Genomic DNA, 22319 nt, shown 5'->3' on the forward strand with positions numbered 1-22319 from the left:
AGAAAAGGGGTTCTGTTATTTTTAACGTGCTTGATCTTTATTTCCTTTCGGTCAACGGCGCAGCAACAATCTGATTCGACATTACAGGATGCTACCCTGCAAAATTGCATTACCTATGCTGTGGAAAAGCAGGCTGTTGTACAGCAGGCACAAATAGACGAAGCTATAACGGAAGAAGCCATTAAGAGTAAACTCTCAGAGTGGTTTCCCCAGGTTAATTTTAATTATACTTTTCAACACAACTTCCAGGTGCAAACCAGTGTTATTGGCGGTAACCCTGTTAAACTGGGTGTTGATAATACTTCCGGTTTAATGTTTACCCTTAACCAGCCCATTTTTAACAGGGATGTGCTGTTGGCAAGCCGTACCCGTGCCGATGTTCGCCTCCAGGCCAGGCAAAATACGGAAAGCGTTAAAATTGATGTTGCAGCCAGCGTTTCAAAAGCTTTTTATGATGTGCTTACAACGGAACAGCAGATCAAAGTGTCCGAAGAAAATGTTGTTCGCCTCGAACGCAGCTATAAAGATGCATACAACCAGTACCAGGCAGGCATAACCGATAAAACGGATTATAAGCGGGCGGCTATTGCGCTCAATAATACAAAGGCGGCAAAAAAAAGTTATGAAGTATTATTAAAGGCCAGGATAGAAAACCTGAAAGCGCAGATGAACTATCCCGTAGAAGCTTCCCTGAAAATAGTTTATGATAGTACCCAGATGGAAAAAGAGATACTCCTGGATACTACACAAACTCCGGATTATACAAGACGTATTGAGTACCAGTTATTGAGTACGCAGCAAAAATTGCAGGAAGCGAATGTGCAATACAACAAATGGAGCTTTTTGCCGCAACTCTCCGCCAATGGCGCCTATAATCTGAATTACCTCAATAACGATTTTAATAAATTATACAATCAGTCCTATCCAGCTTCGTATGCAGGACTAACCCTTTCTTTTCCCATATTCCAGGGCGGCAAGAGAAAGTATGAAATACAGCAGGCAAAGTGGCAGTTGCGACGAACAAGTCTTGATATAGTAAACCTGCGCAATGCTGTAAATGCAGAATACAATGGCGCTTTGGCCAATTATAAAAGCAATTACGCCAGCTATATGGCAATAAAGGAAAACCTGGTTCTGGCAAAGGAAGTATACGATATTATTCAATTGCAATATAAATCGGGTATTAAAACCTACCTGGAAGTGATCACATCGGAAACGGATCTGCGTTCGGCACAGATCAATTACTATAATGCCTTGTATGAATTACTGGCAAGTAAAATTGATGTGCAGAAAGCGGTTGGGGCGATTAGGTATTAGTCCTAACAGGTTTAGAGGGAGGGCTTTATTGTAGGGCGGAGAGGCCTGTCAGCCGGCAGGCTGGTTTGAAAATTTGGAAATCGGCAACCTGTCAGGACTGCAGCGCTGCTTCGATATTGAGGAGTTCTAACCGGGTTAAAGTGGTGAGCGATTTTTAGAATCTGCATTTTATCCGCCACGGCGGACAGGTTTGGTTCTTGTTATTTGGTTCTTGGTTCTTATCATTTGGTTCTTATGTTTTTTAAAATATAATTTAATAGTTCAATGATATATAAATCAATACTAGCATATACGGCAGCGGGTGTTTCCTTATTAATCATGTCGTGCGGCGCTAAACAGCAACAACAGCAGGGTCCTCCGCCTGCAGTACCCGTAACCATTACTGAAGTAAAAACCAGCAACGCTATTTTTTATGATGAATATCCGGGTATTGTAACAGCACTTAACCAGATAGAACTGCGTCCCCAGGTGAGCGGCTATATTACCGGCATCTATTTTAAAGATGGCGACAGGGTTAGGAAAGGGCAAAAATTATATTCAATAGATCAGCAGGTGTACAGTGCCAATGTGCAGCAGGCGCAGGCCAACTTACAGGTGCAGGAAACCAATTTGCTGAAAGCGCAGAAAGATGCGGACCGCTACCATGAACTGGATAAGCAGGATGCCATAGCCAAACAGCAGGTAGACTATGCGGATGCTGCACTGGAGGCCGCAAAGAAGCAGGTGGAAGCTGCCCGGGCAAATGTAAATGCCGTGCAGTCGAATGTACATTTTGCCAGCATAGCTGCACCTTTCGACGGCACCATCGGTATTTCGCAGGTTAAAAAGGGTACCTCGGTAGTAGCAGGACAAAGCATTTTGAATGTGGTGTCTACCGACAATCCTATTGCTGTAGATTTTACCGTAGATCAGAAAGAGATATACCGCTTTGCCCAATTGCAGCAGGGCAAAAAAAATCCAAAAGACTCTACTTTCACTATTGCTTTTGGGAATGATATATATCCATATAAAGGGAGCATCAGCTTTATTGACAGGGCGGTGGATGCGCAAACCGGAACCATTAAAGTGCGGCTTGTTTTTCCCAATGAAAAAAAATTATTAAAAGCAGGCATGAGCACTACTGTAAAAGTATTGAACAGTGCGGCCGAACAATCGGTACTGATACCTTATAAGGCGGTAACGGAACAGTTGGGCGAGTACTTTGTATATGTGCTGAGCGACAGCAATAAAGTATCGCAACGCAAGCTTGACCTGAGCAGGCAGATAGGGGCGGATGTAATTGTGAAGGACGGATTAAAGGCGGGTGAGAAAATTGTGGTGCAGGGTGTACAGAACCTGAGAGAAGGCGCGGTAGTAACCATACCTGCTCAAGCCGCACAGTAGGTTGATTTGATTGGCTGACAGCTTATAGCTGGTGGCTGATACCCGATACCTCACACCTGAATATTTTTATTAGTACAACATGATAGCAGAAACTTTTATAAAAAGGCCGGTAACGGCAATCGTAATATCCATTGTAATTGTATTGGTTGGTCTTATTTCCATGATCAATCTTCCCATTGCACAGTACCCGGATATTTCTCCGCCAACGGTATCTATATCCGGCAATTTTACCGGCGCTGATGCTAAAACCGTTGAGCAAACTACAACAACCGCTATTGAAACGCAGGTAAACGGAACGCCGGGCATGACCTACATGACCAGCAACAGCACCAGCAGCGGGCAAAGCAGTATTACTGTAAACTTTGAAGTAGGCACCAATATTGACATTGCTACCCTTGACGTGCAGAACAGGGTGAGCGTGGCAGAACCTTCTTTACCGGATGCCGTAAAGCGCTTAGGCATTACCGTTCGTAAGCGAAACCCCAGTATTATGATGGTGCTGGGCTTCTACTCTCCCAATGGAACGCATGATGCCACATTCATTGGTAATTATGTGAACATCTATGTTAAAGACGCATTGTCGAGGGTAAAAGGTGTTGGTGATATTTTTGCACCGGCCGATAACTTTAGCATGCGCGTATGGCTGAACCCCGAAAAGCTGGCCGCGCTTGGTATGACACCTGCCGAAGTGAATGCAGCTTTGCAGGAGCAAAATGTGCAGGTGGCCGCCGGAACAATTGGGGGTAATCCTCAACGCGGAATGCAAACCTTTGAGTACAGTGTATTAACCAATAGCCGCATCAACACACAGGAGCAATTTGAGAATATCATTGTGCGCAGCCGTCCTGCTGATGGAAGCATTGTTTACCTCAAAGATGTAGCAAGAGTTGAGTTGGGGAAGTTTGATTATAATACCAATGCTTTTGTAAATGGTAAGCCGGCGGCATTTGTATTGCTGTACCAGGCTCCGGGGGCTAATGCCCTCGATACATACAAAGGCATCACCAAGGCGCTCACAGATATGAAAAGAACCTTTCCAAAGGATATTGATTACCTGGTACCGCTTGAAACAGCTTCAGTGGTGCAGGTATCTATAAACGAGGTGCTGCATACCTTAGTGGAAGCGCTGATACTGGTGGTGCTGGTGGTATTCTTATTTCTCCAGAACTGGCGCGCAACACTGATACCTGTATTGGCCATACCGGTTTCCTTAATTGGTACTTTTATTTTATTCGCTCCTTTGGGCTTCACTATTAATACACTTACCTTATTTGCTTTTGTGCTGGCTATCGGAATTGTGGTAGACGATGCTATTGTGGTGGTGGAAGCTGTGCAGCACAATATTGACCATGAAAAGATGTCGCCAAAGGAGGCTACCCGTAAAGCAATGAAAGATATTTCGGCGCCTGTAATAGCCATTGCGCTGATCCTGGCTGCCGTATTCGTTCCTGTGGGTTTTATACCGGGAATAGTAGGTCGTTTGTACCAGCAGTTTGCTATTACCATTGCCGTATCTGTTCTTATTTCCGCTTTTGTTGCATTGTCGCTTACTCCCGCACTTTGCGCTATTATGCTCAAACCATCCAAGGGTGAAGAAGAAAAAAAGAATTGGCTCGAACGGTTTTTCGCAGGATTTAACAGGGGCTTTAACCGCTTAACCAATGGCTATACCAAAGGTGTAGGAAGCTGGATACGGCGTACACCTTATGTTTTGATCATGCTGGTGGTATTATTCGTGGGATTATTCTTCTTATTCAAGAATAAGGCGTCCGGGTTTATTCCTACGGAAGATGAGGGACGGTTGTTTGTTACTTACGAAATGCCGGAGGCCACATCCACCACCCGCAATATTGCCATGTTAAAAGAGCTCAGCACCATTATAAGGTCGTTGCCTGAGGTAAAGGTAGCAGGTGGTTTAGCGGGTTTAAATATCGTGAGCTTTTCCAGCAAATCCAATGCGGGTACCATATTTGTATCGCTGAATCCGTGGGATGACAGGAAAGGTAAAGAACATCATGTGCAAAGTGTTATTGCAAAAATACGGGCTGCTACGGCGCATATCAAGGAAGCAAGGGTTATACCTATTGCTCCGCCTGCAATACCCGGCCTGGGTGCTACATCCGGGTTTACATTTCAGTTACAGCAAACCAGCAGTACAGATGATATTCAGCAGTTTGAAAAGGTGGCCCAGGATTTTTTGGGCAAACTATATCAGCGGCCCGAAATTGGTGCGGCTTACACATTCTTCAATGCCCGTACACCCAGCTACCAGGTTGATGTAGACAGGGAAAAGGCTAAGAAATTAGGCATATCGGTTTCTGATATTTATACAACACTTTCAACTTACCTGGGAAGCAGTTATGTGAACGATTTTAATTTATATGGAAGAAACTTCCGCGTGATGCTGCAGGCGGATAGTTCATTCAGAAGTTCATTGCACAATATTGAAAAATATTATGTGCGCAACAGCCAGGGCGGCATGGTGCCCCTCGGTTCGCTGGTTACTACAAAAGTAATTGAAGCGCCTGCTGTTATTTCGCATTATAATATTTATCGTTCTGTTGAAATCAATGGCTCACCAAAGGATGGGTACAGCAGTGGTCAGGCTATTGCAGCTTTAACGGAGGTAGCCAAGACGTTGCCCGCAGGCTACAGCTATCAATTTTCGGGCATGAGCCGCGAAGAAATAGCAGCAGGCAATCAGCAGTCGGTCATTTTTGCCATTTCCATCATATTTGTATTTTTATTTTTAGCGGCGCTGTATGAAAGCTGGTCGGTGCCGTTTTCGGTATTGTTTGCAGTACCTATTGGTGCATTGGGCTCCATACTTACACTTACTTTTATTCCCAGCCTGTCTAATAATATATATGCTCAAATCGGGCTGATCACATTAATTGGGCTGGCGGCCAAAAATGCCATCCTGATTGTTGAATTTGCCAAAGAAAGGGTAGACAAGGGTATTGACATTGTGCATGCCACTTTACAGGCGGTTCGGTTGCGGTTACGCCCCATCGTTATGACGTCGCTGGCATTTATATTGGGTGTGCTGCCCCTGGCTTTTGCCAGCGGTGCGGCGGCGGAAAGCCGTAAAACCATTGGCTGGACGGTTTTCGGCGGAATGCTGGCCGCCACTACATTGGCCATATTTGTAGTGCCGGTATTGTTTGCACTTATTACCAGGCTTTCATACGGAAGAAAATTGAAGCGGCTCCAGGAACAATCCAAACAGGAAGAGGCTATTGATAAAGCCATTATTGGTGGAAGAATAGGGTAGAGCTGATAACTGTTTTCTACAAGAGGCTGTATCAAAAGAAGCCGGTATAGAAGATATGTCACCAAGACACTCAAAGAGGCTGTATCAAAAGGGCCGGTATAGAATATCTGCTACTAAGACACAAGGGCACAAAGCCTTGATTTTCAGGTTTTATTTTTTAGTGACTTGGTGACTTGGTGGCAAAATAATATTTTTCAGACAGTTCCTATGCGCCTGATCCTGTAAATTACTTACCGTTATAATATGCCCACAGGAGCGCCGATATTTTTTTCGTCATCATCCATGCTTCATTGTTTTCATTCCAGCTTTGGTCTTTATTGTTTTTGGTGAATATGCTGAAGATATAAGGATTCTTTTTCCCGTTCACATACAGCACTTCATTGCGGCTCCCATCCACAGCGCCGGTTTTATCGGCTGCAAAAACACCGGCCGGTATTTGTGACAGGGCCTGCTCATCCCAGTATTGCCGGCCCAATAGCCGGAGCATTCTATCGCTGGCGGCTTTGCTGTATATTTCACCGCGAACTATCTTTTCCATAATACCGGCTATCTCACGTGGTGATGATTGTCCCCAGCCGTATATGCGCCTGTTTTCTTCCCGCCCCGGGGTGCGGCTGTTTACCCTCGTGGAAGTATAGCCGAGACTGTCAACGATTTCGTTGATCCTTGTTCCGGAACCGGCAAGCGCCTGCAGCCACAGGCTGGCGCAGTTGTCGCTGATGGTGATCATCAGCATCATTACCTTGCTGAGCTCAATGGTGGCGCTGTCTTTAAAGCGTGAAAGAATATCATCGCCTTCATCATAAAAAAGCGAATCCCTGTACATGAGCCGCTGGTGATAGTTCAGCTCACCCGTTTCTATTTTTTGCATAATGCCCAGGAGGATGGGTATCTTAACAATGCTGGCGGTAGGAAATACCGTGTCGGCGTTGAAGTATGCCACTTTGTTATGCTTCAGATCGTGCACGTATATACCCACGGTGCCATTAAAGCCGCTAACGGCGTCGGCTATACGGCTTTGTAATTTTTTATCAACCTGCTGCGCACGTGCAGAACAAATGCATACGGCGAGTAAAATAGTTATGATAATTCTCATATTATGAATGTAATGATTTTTTGGAAACGAATGCCGGAAGTTGGAAGAATTATATACGCCGAAGCAAGCCGCCTGAAGCGAAGCGGAGTAGCAAGCCAGGTACAAAAAAATATAATCCGCCTCCTCCATTGGGGAGTACTTCGACCCTTAAAATTGTTACGCATTATCCAGATCAGTTTAGGGTCTTGTAATGACGTAACATCAAATGAACCATCAGAACTCTTCCCGAAAACAAGCGGCAATCCCTGCCCGTCCAACCAGTGCGGGAGAGCCTGTGGTTTTTCAAAAAATGATTGCATTGTAAAGATTATTCTTATTCGGCGGCTCAAAATGAATTAGCCGGGATCAACCAAAAATGAGGAACAATCATAAAAAATGAATAATTTCGGAACCCGCATCTATCCGGGTCTGATACATCCAATAATCAGGCCGCTTGATACTCCGGCAGGGATGCCGTGGTCAACAAGTGATATGATAAATAAAAGAATAATGCGAACATTAACACTAAACATAGCGACAAGCCTGGACGGTTATATTGCAAAGCCCAATGACGACCTCAGCTTTCTAAAATTAGTAGAGAAAGAGGGCGAAGATTATGGCTATGCTGCATTCACAGCGACGATTGACACGATAATTCTTGGCAGAAAAACCTACGATTGGGTACTCAGGGAAATCGGCCCGTCGCATTATGATAATGGAGACAGGAACGTATATGTCATAACAAGAATCGAAAGACCAGCTGTTGGCAGAACAATATTCTACAACGGGGACTTAGCTAAATTGGTGCAACAACTGAAATCTGGAAGCGGAAAGAATATTTATTGTGATGGCGGGGCAGAAATTGTGAACGCACTTTTGGAAGACGACCTGATTGACGAGTTTATTATTTCAGTTATTCCTGTTCTTGTTGGTAATGGAAGACGACTTTTCAAAGACGGCAGACCCGAACAGGAACTTGAACTTATCAGCGTAAAAACTTTCGACACAGGACTGGCTCAATTTCACTATAAACGGAAAAAATAATGAACAGGGCACTTAAATACCCGAATCGCTAACAAAGGTATTTGCAAAAACCTGGCGTTAAGATTTTGTTCTTCATGGTTTTCAATACCAATCGAAAGTGTATTGAATAGAGCGTGGAAGAAATTGTAAAGCTGCTATTTTATCAAAGTCCATTGCCGGAAAATTACAGGCATAAACCCCGAATTTTTTTTCAATTTTAAAAATAAATGAATAGGTTTGGTAACCGTTTCAATCCGCACCATATATAACACCCAATGCCAGCCTATTTAATGTTCCGGTTTATAATTTATTTGAGTGCAGAAGTAAAGCGAACCCTATTGTTAGTACCCTTTTGTAAGCGCTTAGAAACGACTATAAGTTTGTAAGTGCTTAAAAGTATTTGTAAAGGAAAAGGGTTACGTAAAGGAATGAGTTGTATGAACATTTACGGAGCATCGTGCAAACATTCAACATGACTTACACCAAGTTTTGAGAGTTTTATTGATACTAACTTTATTTTCTTAATTTAACACCTAAACTATTATTATGGAGATAAAAATTCTATCAAGAATTTCGGATAGAAAAATTAATGCCTTGAATGTTTTAATTGAAATTAGAATAAAGGATTACTTATCTATTGCTAATCAGATTTTGACAAATAATGAGCTACAACGAAAAAAAGTAAAGTCATCCAAAAGTGTGTATTCCCTATTGAGAAACGACCTTAAGAGTGGTTGCACAATACCACCAATATTTCTTGCAGTTAGAAAAGAAGCAGTGGGATCTCAAAAGAAGTTGGAAGAAATTGAAAAAATTACAGACAAGCAAATTATAACTCTAATTGAACAGAAAAAATTACTTATTCTTGACGGTTTACAAAGAACTTATCAGATCATTGAGTTAGAACAAGAATTAAAAAAAGGGAGAGATTCAGAAACCTTGGCAAAATTCTTGGCTAGACCACTACGTGCAGAAGTTTTTATTGGAATTAACAAGATTGGGATATTATATAGGATGTTGACATTAAATACAGGTCAAACTCCTATGTCTGTTCGACATCAAATTGAAATTCTTTACCAAGATTATTTAGGTGAACATAAGATAGATGGTATAGAAATAATCAGAGAAGTAGAGGGTGGAAAGGCAATAAAATTAGGAAAGTACAAATTCAGTGAAGTTGTTGATGGATTTCAATCTTATTTAGAAAAGGACGAATTAGCTATAGACAGGGGTTCACTACTTGAGGATGTTAAGACATTGGAAAAACTTTCAAAAGTTGGGCAAAAGAAAGAGCTTTTTCAATCCTTTGTTTTATCGTATCACCACTTTCTATCCAAAATAATTACGCTAGGAAAAAAATGGGAGCTTGAAGAAGACGATGCTTTCTTCGAGGCAGTTCCACAGCCATTTGCTTTGGATGTTGAAACTCTCTTTTTGAGAAGCCAGGTAATTACAGGATTTGGGGCTGCTATAGGTTCTTTAGAAGATGCTGAAAAACTTAAGGATATTGATTACTTGTTAACATTAATAGCAAAAATCAAATTAGGAGATACTTCCGAAAATACATTTGAACAACTATTAACCAACTTAGAAACAATTAGAAAAACCTCTAAAAAAATAGGAAATAGTCAACGTCGTTATTTTTACTTTTTCTTTAAAGCATTATTTAATGACGATGGTGACGCCTATCTAAATGTAAAAAAAGCTATAGACAAAGCTTTCCAAAATTACAAAGTAGAATTCCTATAATATGGCTCTTTTATTTACTCGACTTAATGAAGATGATTTTGAAGTAAATCGCATTAGGTTCTCTCGACAACTAAAGGTATTTATCGCAAAAGACAGGCAGTCTGACAATGAGATTGAATTTTTATATCCATTAGAACCAGATGATAAGTACGGGACTACAGAAAAGGATTTTGAGGTATATCTTTTTCATAAAGATGATTTTGCTGCGAATGACATTTTCCAGATAAAAGCACAAAACATGCGAATTGGATGGCTATTTCCAATTCAGGCACTACTTACTTCTCAACATGATTATGCAAATAACGAACACTTCTTTCCTTATAGCTATAATGCCTATCGCATCTTACTAAAGAATAGACAGAATCTGCCATATGCAAAACAAGAATATAGCGAACAGATCAACCTCGAAGATATTTATGGCGAAAACACAATTATCTTTATTGCGCATCGCAAATCCATGAGGGAATATAAAAAAGCGTTTAGCTTATTTGATATTGAAAACTATCTTCTTTTCTTTTATCAATATGGGTATACTTTTTTATCATCAGCAAATTTTAATAGTTTATATTCTTTAAAGCAACCAAATTTTATAGCTAAGCCATTCCCATCAAAAGTGGTAGAACTCCAAACAGTTTCAGAATATCTAAATGACAATAAGTCATATTTAAATAATTTAATACAAGGCCTGATTAAGTTGGAAAAACACCCTCTTGTTAAGTTTCATTTGTTGTATTCCGTAATTGAACTATTTATAAGCAGAATATTTGAAGCAGAATTCAAAACATCTTTAAATTTTTTTTTAAATTCAGTTGACTTTTACGATGCGAAAGAAAGATTGGCAAAGTTGGCAAACGAGAAGGATAGAATAAACAAATTGTTATCAACGAAATGCCCTGGGTTAAATCATTTGATACTGCAGGAATTACAGGACACCTGTAATTCTTTCCTGTCTTTTGTTTTTGCTCCACAAATTTTTAAAAAACCAACAGGTGAAGCAATTTATAAAGTAAGGTCGACTATCTTTCATAACCTCCGGCTAATGCCGACTGGATATGAAGTAGAGCTGGAAAAAGTATTATCGAGTTTTGAAGCTTTAATTTTCGACATTTCAATAAAAATCAACTTGGCTTAGGGAATAACCCAACAGGTTACATACAGCATTGGTATTGCCAATCTGTTATACTTTCCCACTATTCCCGCCGTTGTTTGTGTTCGTGTACAGCCATAGCAGGGAGGCATCACCAACAACCTATGGAAGGAGGCTTTTTCTACAAAGAATATAATCCACCTCCGCCATTGGGAGATTACTTCGACCCTTATAACGTTTATGAAAGGTTGCTTATCTATACTATAAAATTTAAACCCGAAGCAGGAATTCGAAGAGAATACAAAGCACCAGGAACCAAATAACAAGAACCAAATAAAGTTCAAATATTAAATTTAAAATCCGAAGCAAAATGCAACCATAAACTGTAAACTAAAAAAAATCGTATCCCAATTGGGAGATTGATTCGACCCTTAAAAATAGTACGCATCATTCAAATCCGTTTAGGATCTCGCAATGACGTTCACAAAAAGGAGCTGTCTTTGCGAAACAGTATGCTGGTTAATATCTTAGATCAATCCGTTAATATTTCAGACCTGTTAACACTACAAAAATGATTAATTTGAGGCGAGCCGGAATGCTCTCAAAAATATTTCAGTGATCATGCAATGTTCCATTTTCAATAAACTGCTTCGTACCCGTTTTATATACAGCTTTTTTTACGCCGCAGGAATAATGCTACTGGCCGGCGGGTGTAACACATCTCCACAAACAGATCCCGGGTTTTTCAACGGTACCAGCCTGGATGGATGGTCTGCCTCCGACAGCAGCTACTGGTTGGTGCAGGAGGGGGCTATTGTAGGGCATTCCGCTCACGAAGTGAAGCGAAACGAATTTTTATGGTCCAACACAGAAGTGACTGATTTTTACCTGAGCGTAGATGTTAAGCTGGAACCCAATGGCGGTAATGCCGGCATCCAGTTCCGCTCGAAAAAGCTCGATGAATCGGGACAGGCCGCAGGCTACCAGGCAGATGTAGGGAAAGCTGTTTGGGGAAGGCTTTACCATGAGCATGACCGCACTTATATAGATTGGCCCGACGAGGGTGAAAAGGCGGTACGCCCGGGAGACTGGAACCACTACGAAATACTGGCATCGGGCAACCGGATATGGACAGCCATCAACGGTGTTTTATCCGTTGCGGTAGAAGATCCCTTCGGTGAAAAAAAAGGACGGATCGCGGTGCAAATGCATAGCGGTCCTCCCATAACAGTGCACTACCGCTTTAACAAGCTGGTGCATCACCCCAAAATAGAATTGGCCGGATTCAATGAAAAACAATTGGAAGAAAAGTTGCGGACACCTTTGAACATTCCGGATGGAAAAGCATTGGGCAACCGGAAATTAGAGCTTAAAGATAATGATGTGGTGGTTTTTACAGGGGCCACCAACATGGCCAACTTTCGTAAGAGCGGTTACTTAGAAACCTTATTGATCGCTGCCAACCCCGGTAAGGCCCTGCATTTCCGCAACATGGCATGGGAAGGAGATGTAGCGGCAGAGCAATATCGCGAAACAGGTTTTGGGGGATGGGAAAGCAACTTAGACAGTGTTCGTTGCAATGTGTTATTTGTTCAGTTTGGTCAAATGGAATCTATACAGGGAGAAGATTCCCTGCCGGGCTTTATCAACAATTACAAACGCTTGCTGGATAGCGCCCGCAAAGGCGGCAGGCAGATCGTTGTTGTGTCTCCTGTTCCATTCGAAGCCAAAGCGCTTAAATTATCCGGAAATCGGGCAGAAAGCATACCTGTTGTTCAGGCGCCTGTAGATAAATATGCCGGGGCCATTAAACAGATGGCCGCAGAGGAGGGTTATGTGTATGTAGATCTATTTCGTCAAATGAAAGTGCACAGTTTAAGTGAACGCTATACTACAGATGGTATACGGCTTACTGCAAAGGCGCAGCAACTGGCGGCAACGCTTATTATGAAGGAGTTGAATTTGCCTTCTGTTTACAAAGCCGCTTATGAGCCTTTGCGCAAACAGGTACAAAGCATGAATAGTTTGTGGTTCCAATATTGGAGGGCAGGTAACTGGGCATTTATTTACGGCAGTGAATTGGTGCAACCCTTCAGCCGCGATTGGAAGGACAGGAACCACAGGATATTGCCGGAAGAAAGAACGGCGCTGGAATCATATCTCAAAAAAGCGGAGCAACACATTCGGGAGGAAAGCGACAAATTATAACCTAAAAGCATACATGAATCATATCCCCAAAACAACCGGATCAGAAAATAACCGGATGCGGAGTTTCCGCATTGTAACGCTGATATTGCTGGCTGCAACAATTTGCACCGGCTCCTGCAAACAACCGGGGCAGGCTCCCGTGCCCGGTAAGCAAAAGACCGTGGAAATACCTGATCCTGTACCGACACAAAATATAATGTCGGTAGCGCCATCGGAAACAGACAATTCGGTTGAAGCGGAACTGGCGTCTTTTAAAGTTGCCGATGGCTACAAAATAGAATTGTACGCATCAGAATCGCTGGGTATCGCCAACCCGGTAGCGATGCGCTGGGATGAACGCGGCAGGCTTTGGGTTTTGTGTACCACAACTTATCCCCACCCGGAACTGGGGAAGAAGCCCAACGATAAGCTTTTTATTTTGGAAGACAGCAACAACGATGGAATAGCGGATACATCAGGCGTGTTTGCCGACAGTCTGAATATTCCACTTGGCTTTGAGCTCGGCCATGGCGGAGTATATATGGGACAACAAACCGAGTTGGTATTTCTTGAAGATACCGACAACGATGGGAAAGCCGACAAACGGTCGGTGATCTTTTCCGGATTTGGTACCGGCGATCTCCACCAAACGATCAATTCATTTACCTGGAGTCCGGGCGGTGATTTGTTTTTTTCGCAGGGTCATAATATCTATAGCCGCATTGAAACCCCCTGGGGAATACAACGACAAAACCGGGCGGGGATATGGCGATACCGTCCGTCTACAGGTAAGCTGGATAATTTCTTCGACTGGTCTACCGCGAGCGTTAACCCATGGGGAATGAATTTTGACGATTGGGGCAATATGTTTCACAAAGCCAATGATCCGCCGCTGTATTATTCGGTTCCGGGATTAATTGAAAACTCCAAACGTACCTACCTGCCCGAAATCGGAAGCCTTGAGATCAAAGGTTCAGGCCTCGCGATTGTTCGCTCCCAACACATGCCTGAAAACCTGCAGGGAGATTTTATAATGGCCGGCTATTACAATAACCGGGTAGAACGCATGAAGGTGAGCAACGATGCTTCAGGATTTAAAGCCCGGCTTATTGAACCGCTGGTCATATCCGCCAGCAGAAGCTTTCGGCCGGTAGAAGTGCATATGGGACCTGATGGTGCGATTTATGTATTGGACTGGTATGATCCGATCATCGGTCATTACCAGGCATCTTTGCGGCACCCCGACAGAGATAAGCTGCGTGGCCGTATATGGCGCATTACAGCCAAAGGCAGACCGCTTATAAAGCCGCCGCAACTGGCAGGCCAGCCTGTTGCCGAACTCCTTAACCATCTGAAGTCACGCGAATTCTGGGTACGCTACCAGGTAAAACGGTTGCTTGCCGCCGCTCCTGAGGATACGGTTATTGCTGCAGTGAATGCATGGATCCAAAAGCTTGATCCGAAAAATATCGCATACGAGCATCACCTGGTGGAAGCAGCGGGTGTGCTCGAAAGTCACGATACCGTGAATGAAAGCCTCGTTACCCGTTTGATGAAGGCAAAACAACCAGGCGCAAGAGCGTATGCGGCGCAGGTAATTTCAAAATGGTACGACCGTATGGCGGATCCGCTGCATGCGCTTCGCATGTTGGTAAACGATAGCAACCCACGGGTAAGACTACACGCGCTGGTAGCTTTAAGTTATATAAACGAAGGACAGTCCATAGCGATAGCTGCTGAAATATTCGATCACCCCACAGATAAGTTCATTCGCTATGCGTGGGAAAAAACAGTATACGCGCTGCGTCCTGTGTGGGAAAAAGTTTTGCGCGAAGGAAATATTCGTTTCAGCAAACCCGCTCACCTGGCCCACGTCATTGCCGACGACCCGCCAGCCTGGTTTCTTGCAAACCAGCTTACTGAACTGATAGCGTTAAAAGAGGTACCGGCAACAGAAAAAACAGGGTTGTTGCTGGCCTTGGCGCAGGCAGACAGCGGCGCTTATGTAGAGGACGTAATTAAAAGCGGAACCGAATTAAAAGACGCGGTATTGCTTGACAAATTATCGGCTCTCGGTCCTCAGCCGCTTTCAGATATGGCTGCAGGTTATTTAACGGAAGTGCTGAATGCGGCAAATGGAACGCCGCTTAAATTAGCTGTAATGAAACTGCTGAAGCACTGGCAGATCAAACAGGCGGGTGCTACGGTCGGTCATCTTGTGCAGGACAAATCGCAGGAGGTTGAAATCCGTGCTGCAGCTATACAAGTTTTCGCGCAATTGGAAGGGGTCAGTGCCGCATCGTTGTTAAAAACACAGGTGAGTACCGGAAACAATCCCCGTGAAATAAGACTGGCAGCGCTTAAAAGTCTGAGTGGACTGGATTTAAAGCTGGCGACCCGTCTTACGGTGGATGAAATACAGCGATCAGCAAAAACGGTTGGGGAAATGCTGGCGATCATTTCACCTGTTATAGAACAACAGGGAGGTGTTGCATTGATCACAAGCCAGATAAAAGAACAAACCATTTCTGCTGAGGCTGCCGGGCTTATGCTGGAAGCATTGGCCAATAAGGGAACGGAAGCGCCGGGTTTACGAGCGCAGTTAAATACAATTGCCGGAAGGGTGTCTACCGTTCCTGGCGGTTACGATAGTGATTATATAAGTCAGTTGATAAAATTAGTAAAGGAAAGGGGTGATGCATCACGTGGAGAGCAGTTGTACCTGGGCATGCCCTCCTGTGCTTCCTGTCATACCATTAATGGAAAAGGCGGGCATATTGGCCCCAATCTTTCTGCGCTGGGCAGAGGTTTGTCACCGGAGGAAATAGCCATTGAGGTATTGTGGCCCTCGCAAAACATCAAAGAAGGTTATAGCCGCGTAACGGCAGAAACAGCTAACGGGGAAATCATACAGGGGATCAAGCTGGCTGAAGATGCGGACAATATCCAAATTAAAACGGCCACCAGGGGAAATGTGAGTGTCAGCAAAAAATTGCTGAAACATTTTGAAGAGGATGGTTCATTAATGCCCGGTGGTTTGTTAGATGGCACCCGAAGGGAAGAGTTGGCTGATATCATCAAATATTTAAGCATGCTGGGGCAGAAGTAGTAAATCAGCGTTACAACAATTGACTGAGAGGATATGTATTGTATTTGCATTACCAAATGCGCTACCAGCAAATTTTTTCCCGTTATTTGTGTTTGCATGCGGGTTTAAAAATAAGTATAATTTAATTTCAACTAATCAATAGGAAAACATGACAAAACTTTTGACGAGTATTTTGCTCCTCACCTTTATAACATGTGGCCAGGCACAAAACTCCAGCGACACTGCAAAAGGAATAAATCCAAAATGGAAAGCATTTGACAGAGCAAATTATTCTATTCGGTATCCGTCAGAGTGGGAATTAAACCAAAGTGGACAAATGGGAACGGCCTTCATTCTATTTTCACCTTTAGAATCAAAGAATGACCAATTTAAAGACAATATCAATCTATTAGTTCAAGACTTAGCGGGGCACAACATAGACCTGGACAAATACGCTGAAATTTCCGAAGGACAATTAAAAACAATGATTACCAATTCAACTTTGATTGAAAGTAAAAGAATAAAAAGCGCTTCAGGAGAACATCATCGCATGATTTTTACAGGCGACCAGGGAATATTTCATCTCAGGTTTGATCAGTATTATTGGGTTAATAACGACAAAGCATTTGTTCTGACTTTTACTTGTGAAAAAGATAAATTTTCGCACTACAAAGAAGTTGGAGAGTCGATTTTGAACTCGTTCGTTTTAAAAAAATAGAATAAAAAAGTGCAATGGGCGCGGCTATCAATCTTTGAGCAAAATGACTGCCTGCCTGGAATGACACGCCTTCGGAGGAGCAGCATGACGCCAACAAACACCAACCCACTAAGCGCAGTGGCTAACAAAGACATTATTAAAGAACACTATCATTATCTTAAAAGGAATTGAAAATAGATTATAAACAAGACAATGGCATTTTATGATTTATCCAAACAGGAGCGTATGCGGGTTGTTGCAAAAATATGCAACGACATTTTAAAGGAAACTAAAAGCGGAAAGCTTATAAGCACGTTTTTATATTTTTCAGACGAAGACACCTACATAAGAAAATCAGCTTACTTATGTGTTGGACGACTTTATTTCAGCCATAGCGCACTGCAATCCAAAATCATTCAAATGCTTGCGATATTGCTGGCGCAGGATAATTTTAAAATACGGCAAACAGTTATCAATGCAGCGGGGGAAATTGGTAAAAGAGATTTTGGAACTGTACAGCATTTTTTTGATAAGGGTTTGTTTGATACACATCATTCGCCGCGAAATGCGGTTATTGGTTCTGTCAAAAAAATGGGAGAAGTAAACCCGGAACCGGTATTAAGTTGGTCTAAAAAGTACCTGCACCACCCGGACAAAGAAATCCGGCGGGAAATTTGCCACGGAATTGAGCTTCGGGGAAGAAGGTTTCCGCAAGACATATTGCCACTTTTACAGGAATTGCAGCACGATGAAACCGCAAGGGTTCGCAGCACTTTGATCCACGTTATCGGGCAAATTGCTTATAAAAAAGGTTGCTTAAAAATTGTAATAGCGCATCTTAACAATTGGGGCAATAAAGCACTCGTTACAGACGCTTTGGAAGAAATCATTGACGTTCACTACCGCTATCGGAATTTTTCCGCGATGACACAAAACGAAGCAAGACAATACATTGCCGGAAACTATCAACCTCATCAGGATAGATAACAAGCGTGGAAGCTATTCCAAATGGATAACCCGCTTCACATGTATTTGCTCTAAAAAATATTCATCGTGCGAAATAACGATGAGTGTTCCCTGGTAATCGTTGATTGCTCCCGTTAATATTTCAGTATTCTGAATATCTAAATTGTTAGTGGGTTCATCTAATATGATCATGTCCGGCGACCGGTTGCTTATGGTCAGGCAACAGAGCATCAGCCGCATTTTCTCTCCGCCGCTTAAAACGCTGCAGGGTTTATCCCAATCTTCTTTTGTAAACAAAAACCTTGCGAGCCTGATCTTTATTTCATGTTCCTGCAATGCAGATGTGTTGTATTGCTGCGCCTGTTCATAAACGCTAAGCCGACTGTCAATCAGCGAATAATCCTGGTCAAGATAAACCGGTTGGTTGTCTGCCCTGTAAACCGTTCCTGTTTGCGGTTCTAATTTTCCCAGGATTATTTTTATCAAAGTTGTTTTACCCGATCCGTTTAATCCCTTCAGTGCAATTCGTTCACCGCTTGTGATCTGAAAACTTAAAGCCTGCTGCCAAAGCAACTGGTTGCTGTAACCGAAATTGATGGCGGTTGCCGTAAATAATATTTTTCCTTTATGCAAAGCGGCATCATCAAAGCCCAGTTTCATTTTGTCTGTATCCGGCAGCGCTGCCCGCAATGCCTGTAGTTCCTGTGCAATGCCCCCTGTTTTTTCGGCATGCACACTTTTTAAACGGGCGGTGCTTTTTTCTGCATTATTCTTAAACGTATTCATGGATATGGTTGGCAGCCCTGCTTTTTCCTGCTTCTTCTTTCCACGGACGTCTAACCGTTGTTGCTTTTCAACCGTTTCCCTCTCTTTTTCCTTGGCTTTTCGCAATGCTTTTTCCTTGCTTTTCACATCCTGGTTCAGCGCATTATTTTCTATCCGCTTTTGCGCAGTATAAAAGTCATAATTGCCACCATACATCGTTATTCCGCGTTTGTCTAATTCATAAACAGTGTCCAAAAGATTCAATAATTTTCTATCATGGCTTACAGCGATTAGTGTGCATGACGTGGATTGAATAAAGTTATACAGCAATTGCCTGCCTGCCGTATCCAAATGGTTGCTGGGCTCATCTAATAAAATAAATGCAGACTGATGAATAGCAATGCCCGCAAGAAAAACTTTTGTTTTTTCGCCACCACTCAGCGTTTCCATTTTCTGGCTTATATCCAAATCCTCCAGCTTCCAGTAGTTCAGGGCTTCCCGGCAGCGTTCTTCAATTGTCCAGTCTTCATCAAGCAAAGCCAGGTTGGCTTCCGTAACATTACCGTTAAGAATTGCTTTTAAAGCGTTAAGCTTATCTTCTACCCGCAGCGCCTGTGCAATGCTCAGATGATTGTATTGCCCAAAAATTTGAGGAACATAATAAGGTATGGCATCCACTTTTAATAATCCACCAGATGGTTGCCATTCGCCTGCAATGATTTTGAGTAACGTAGACTTTCCTGTACCATTGTTGCCAACCACGGCAACTTTATTACGATCGCTGACCGTAAAATTAATGTTGTCAAACAACAGGTCTTTGCCGGGATGTATATAAGTGAGATTTTGCAGAATAAGCATAATTTCTTTCTTTAAGCGTGAATAACCACAGCGAACCGCTTTGCGGTCCTGCTATCTGTTTTGTTCGAAAGAAATTACATTTTACATTTAATCTGCCTGCTTTGCTGATGGCTGCAAATATACCATTTTTTAAATTTAGGCCCGAAGCGGAACCTCACCCCCGCCCGACTGAACATCGTTCGGGCGGGGTCTTTCCCTCTCCCCGCAGCGGCGAGGGACGGTGCTTAATGACAATGCCCGTCCGACCGCGCCATCCGGGCGGGCTAAGCATAGGTTCTTCCATTTCAACTATTGAATAAAAGTGAACAAAGCTGTAGCTGACTGCTGATCTGATAGCTGTTAAATCCGGGGTGAATACAAAAGAACCAGGAAGCAAATAAATACAGATGGTTCGTTCCTCACCATGACAATACAAGAGTGTACAACGGTTCGTTCCTCACCATGACAATAAGGGTATACCACGGTTCTTACCTCATCATGACAAGTGGAATCCGAAGCCTGTTAACAAACCATACACTACAAACCATAAACGCTCATATCCCCATTGCCGGATCACTAATAGCAGGTTTCCCTGTTTCCACTCTTCCGGCAAACCGGTGCAGGTAGCCGTTACCCGATTGAACAGAAAAATCATACCAATTGCCACTATTGCCAAGCAGCCACTCCTCTTTTTTTGTTTTTCCGGCTGCAAGCTGAAATGGCTGAGGCACATCATATCCATAGGCATTGTCCACGATATTGATATCAATCACAACGTTATGGGGGTTGCGCATCTTAACCAATATGCCGCCTTTTCTATGATTATACTTAAGTGTAATTTCAGGCTCCTGTGCCTCTGTATTACTTGTAAACTTGTGAAAATATCCATTGGTGCCGTACACTTCAAGGTCATAAGCGCCATTGTCGTCCAACACATTCCATTCATCGGCCAGCGATTTGCCGGCTTCTACGGTATAACGGCGTGGGATACGTGCTAAATGCTTAAGGTCGTACACATGGTATACCGCACCGGCCTTGCCATCATTATCAAATATCAGCCTGATCTTATGTTCCTGCTTCAACGCCTCAAAACGGGTATGCAGGCGATAAGGCAGCGCTCTTGAAAAACGACTTCCCTTTTCCTGGTAAAGCGGGGAGGGTGTTTCGGGAGCCACAGCTTTGGGCAGCAATTTTGAAGCTTCGTCGAGGGCTGCATGATTGGCCGTTTCCGGCATTTTGGGAAATGCGGGATTGTTGGGCGTTTCAAAATCAAAGGCTGATAGCAGGTCGCTGCATACAGCGCGGTGCCAGGGGCTGATTGCCGGAATGGTAACACCAAAACGTTTTTCAATGAACTGCCCTACCGACGTATGATCAGCCACCTGCGAATCTACCCATCCTCCCTTACTCCATGGTGAAATAATATACATCGGTACACGCGGTCCCAATCCCCACGGGCGTATATTGCCGCTGATGGTATCTCTTTTATCCTGGTACGTTCGTGTTTTAACCGGGCCTCCTTTGCTCATTTCTTCTGCAAAATAAGGATTCGGAAATTTGGATGTGCCTTTGTCATTGTTGAAATACATCCCCGCCAAATCAAGTGTGGACTTACCGGCCAGTGTATTATCTAAATTATAGGAAGGCACAGCAGGCGCCGGCAGGTGATCAAAAAGCCCATCGTTCTCATCAAAGGTTAAAAAGAAAACGGTTTTGCTCCACACTTCGGGGTTGGAGGTAATAGCGGCTAAAATTTCGTGTGTAAAATCTGCGCCCCGGTACGGACTGGAAGGTGCGCCGGGATGTTCGGAATCTATTTGTTTGGGTAGTATCCAGCTAACCTCTGGGAGGGTATTGTTTTTTACATCGTTTGCGAGTTGCTGCAGCGACCAGTGCCGCATGCCGTTTTCGTAAATGGGTGAACCGGGTTTAGCGGTCCGGAAACTTTCAAAGGCCAGGCAGCCATGCATAGCGCCGCTCCAGTTATCGTTGGGATCCTGGTAAATGCGCCAGCTAATCCCTGCCTTTTCCAATACATCGGGTATGGTGGGCCACTTCAATGCATTGCCGCGATAGGTATAACCAGGATCGGGCATTTTATTATTGACCCAGCAGCGGAGGTTTACCGGTTCTGAATCTTCATCGGTACAATTGATGCCGGCTGCTCTTTTTTCAGGATTGAAATTACTGCCCGACCAGAATACGATCCGGTTGGGATCTGTACCGGTTGCTACGGAGCAATGATGCGCATCGCAAATGGTGAATGATTCGGCCAATGCATATTGAAACGGAATTTCCTCCCTTGTATAGTAAGCCATGGAGTAGGGCGTTTTATACATCGGCCAGAAGCCGTACTTTCCCTGGTTCCATGCCGCCTGCATATCCGGGAAGTCGTGCGGTGTGCCATTGATGAGCGCTGCATTGGAAGTTTTTTTGCTGGCATGATAAGGAGGAATAATTTTCTTTCCATCCGACTGCGAAAATGCCCGTTCCCCGCTTTCCAGCGGAATAGGAAAACGGTCGCCAAAACCTCTTACGCCACGCATTGTACCAAAATAATGATCGAAGGAGCGGTTTTCCTGCATGAGAATTACGATATGTTTTACATCGCGGATTGACCGGCTGGCATTATAAGCTTCTACCGCCAGCGCTTTTTGCAGCCATGTTGACCATATAGCAGTAGCGGCAGTTGCTCCTGCCGACATTTTAATGAATTTTCTCCTGTTAAGATTGGACATGAATAAGTGATTAGTTGATTAGAACAGAACTGAAAACTACAAATTATATATGAACCTGTGTTTTGTATTCGCCCCGCCGGGGTCTTCACCGGGTGGATAAGAAGTGCTAAGGTGACCCCGGCGAAATAGGATA

Annotated in this window: 13 protein-coding genes; 10 read left to right on the plus strand and 3 right to left on the minus strand. The window is 43.4% G+C overall.

Going from position 1 to position 22319, the window contains the following annotated elements; all coding sequences use genetic code 11:
* Positions 1-30: 30 nt before the first annotated feature.
* From FRX45_RS03870 to FRX45_RS03880, 3 genes are all read left to right on the plus strand, one after another.
* Positions 31-1317, plus strand: a complete 1287-nt coding sequence (locus tag FRX45_RS03870) for a TolC family protein (protein WP_226804932.1) — start codon at positions 31-33, stop codon at positions 1315-1317.
* Positions 1318-1581: 264 nt separating this feature from the next.
* A complete protein-coding gene (locus tag FRX45_RS03875) occupies positions 1582-2700 on the plus strand; it encodes an efflux RND transporter periplasmic adaptor subunit (RefSeq protein ID WP_152267096.1) in 1119 nt (372 codons plus the stop codon).
* Between the two features lie 79 nt (positions 2701-2779).
* Positions 2780-5974, plus strand: a complete 3195-nt coding sequence (locus FRX45_RS03880) for an efflux RND transporter permease subunit (protein WP_152267097.1) — start codon at positions 2780-2782, stop codon at positions 5972-5974.
* Between the two features lie 226 nt (positions 5975-6200).
* On the opposite strand, the gene FRX45_RS03885 is transcribed toward FRX45_RS03880, so the two are convergent.
* Positions 6201-7070 (minus strand): serine hydrolase, encoded by an 870-nt coding sequence (locus tag FRX45_RS03885; RefSeq protein WP_152267098.1) that lies wholly within the window; start codon positions 7068-7070, stop codon positions 6201-6203.
* A 375-nt stretch (positions 7071-7445) separates the two neighbouring features.
* Here FRX45_RS03885 and FRX45_RS03890 point away from each other — a divergent pair, with 375 nt between their 5' ends.
* The 7 genes from FRX45_RS03890 to FRX45_RS03920 all read left to right on the plus strand — a co-directional run bounded on the left by FRX45_RS03890 (position 7446) and on the right by FRX45_RS03920 (position 17867).
* Positions 7446-8093 carry a dihydrofolate reductase family protein gene (locus FRX45_RS03890; protein WP_226804934.1) on the plus strand — a complete coding sequence of 216 codons (648 nt, stop codon included), beginning with the start codon at positions 7446-7448 and terminating at the stop codon, positions 8091-8093.
* A 525-nt stretch (positions 8094-8618) separates the two neighbouring features.
* Positions 8619-9821: a hypothetical protein gene (locus FRX45_RS03895; RefSeq protein WP_152267099.1), complete on the plus strand. Its 1203-nt coding sequence runs from the start codon at positions 8619-8621 to the stop codon at positions 9819-9821.
* Between the two features lies 1 nt (position 9822).
* Positions 9823-10953 (plus strand): hypothetical protein, encoded by a 1131-nt coding sequence (locus FRX45_RS03900; protein ID WP_152267100.1) that lies wholly within the window; start codon positions 9823-9825, stop codon positions 10951-10953.
* Between the two features lie 576 nt (positions 10954-11529).
* Positions 11530-13116 (plus strand): family 16 glycoside hydrolase, encoded by a 1587-nt coding sequence (locus FRX45_RS03905; protein ID WP_152267101.1) that lies wholly within the window; start codon positions 11530-11532, stop codon positions 13114-13116.
* Positions 13117-13129: 13 nt separating this feature from the next.
* Positions 13130-16204: a PVC-type heme-binding CxxCH protein gene (locus FRX45_RS03910; protein WP_152267102.1), complete on the plus strand. Its 3075-nt coding sequence runs from the start codon at positions 13130-13132 to the stop codon at positions 16202-16204.
* 148 nt (positions 16205-16352) lie between these two features.
* The gene (locus tag FRX45_RS03915; RefSeq protein WP_152267103.1) at positions 16353-16901 is read left to right on the plus strand and encodes a hypothetical protein; all 549 of its coding nucleotides are present in this window, start codon (positions 16353-16355) and stop codon (positions 16899-16901) included.
* Between the two features lie 192 nt (positions 16902-17093).
* Entirely contained in the window at positions 17094-17867 is a 774-nt protein-coding gene (locus FRX45_RS03920; protein ID WP_152267104.1) for a HEAT repeat domain-containing protein, read from the plus strand.
* 12 nt (positions 17868-17879) lie between these two features.
* Here FRX45_RS03920 and abc-f read toward each other — a convergent pair whose 3' ends face one another.
* On the minus strand, positions 17880-19469 hold the full coding sequence (gene abc-f / locus FRX45_RS03925; RefSeq protein WP_152267105.1) for a ribosomal protection-like ABC-F family protein: 1590 nt from the start codon (positions 19467-19469) through the stop codon (positions 17880-17882).
* Between the two features lie 533 nt (positions 19470-20002).
* Entirely contained in the window at positions 20003-22186 is a 2184-nt protein-coding gene (locus tag FRX45_RS03930) for a phosphocholine-specific phospholipase C (protein WP_152267106.1), read from the minus strand.
* Between the last annotated feature and the right edge of the window lie 133 nt (positions 22187-22319).

Source organism: Agriterribacter humi, from assembly GCF_009192765.1.
In the GTDB taxonomy this organism is placed as follows: Bacteria; Bacteroidota; Bacteroidia; order Chitinophagales; family Chitinophagaceae; genus Agriterribacter; species Agriterribacter humi.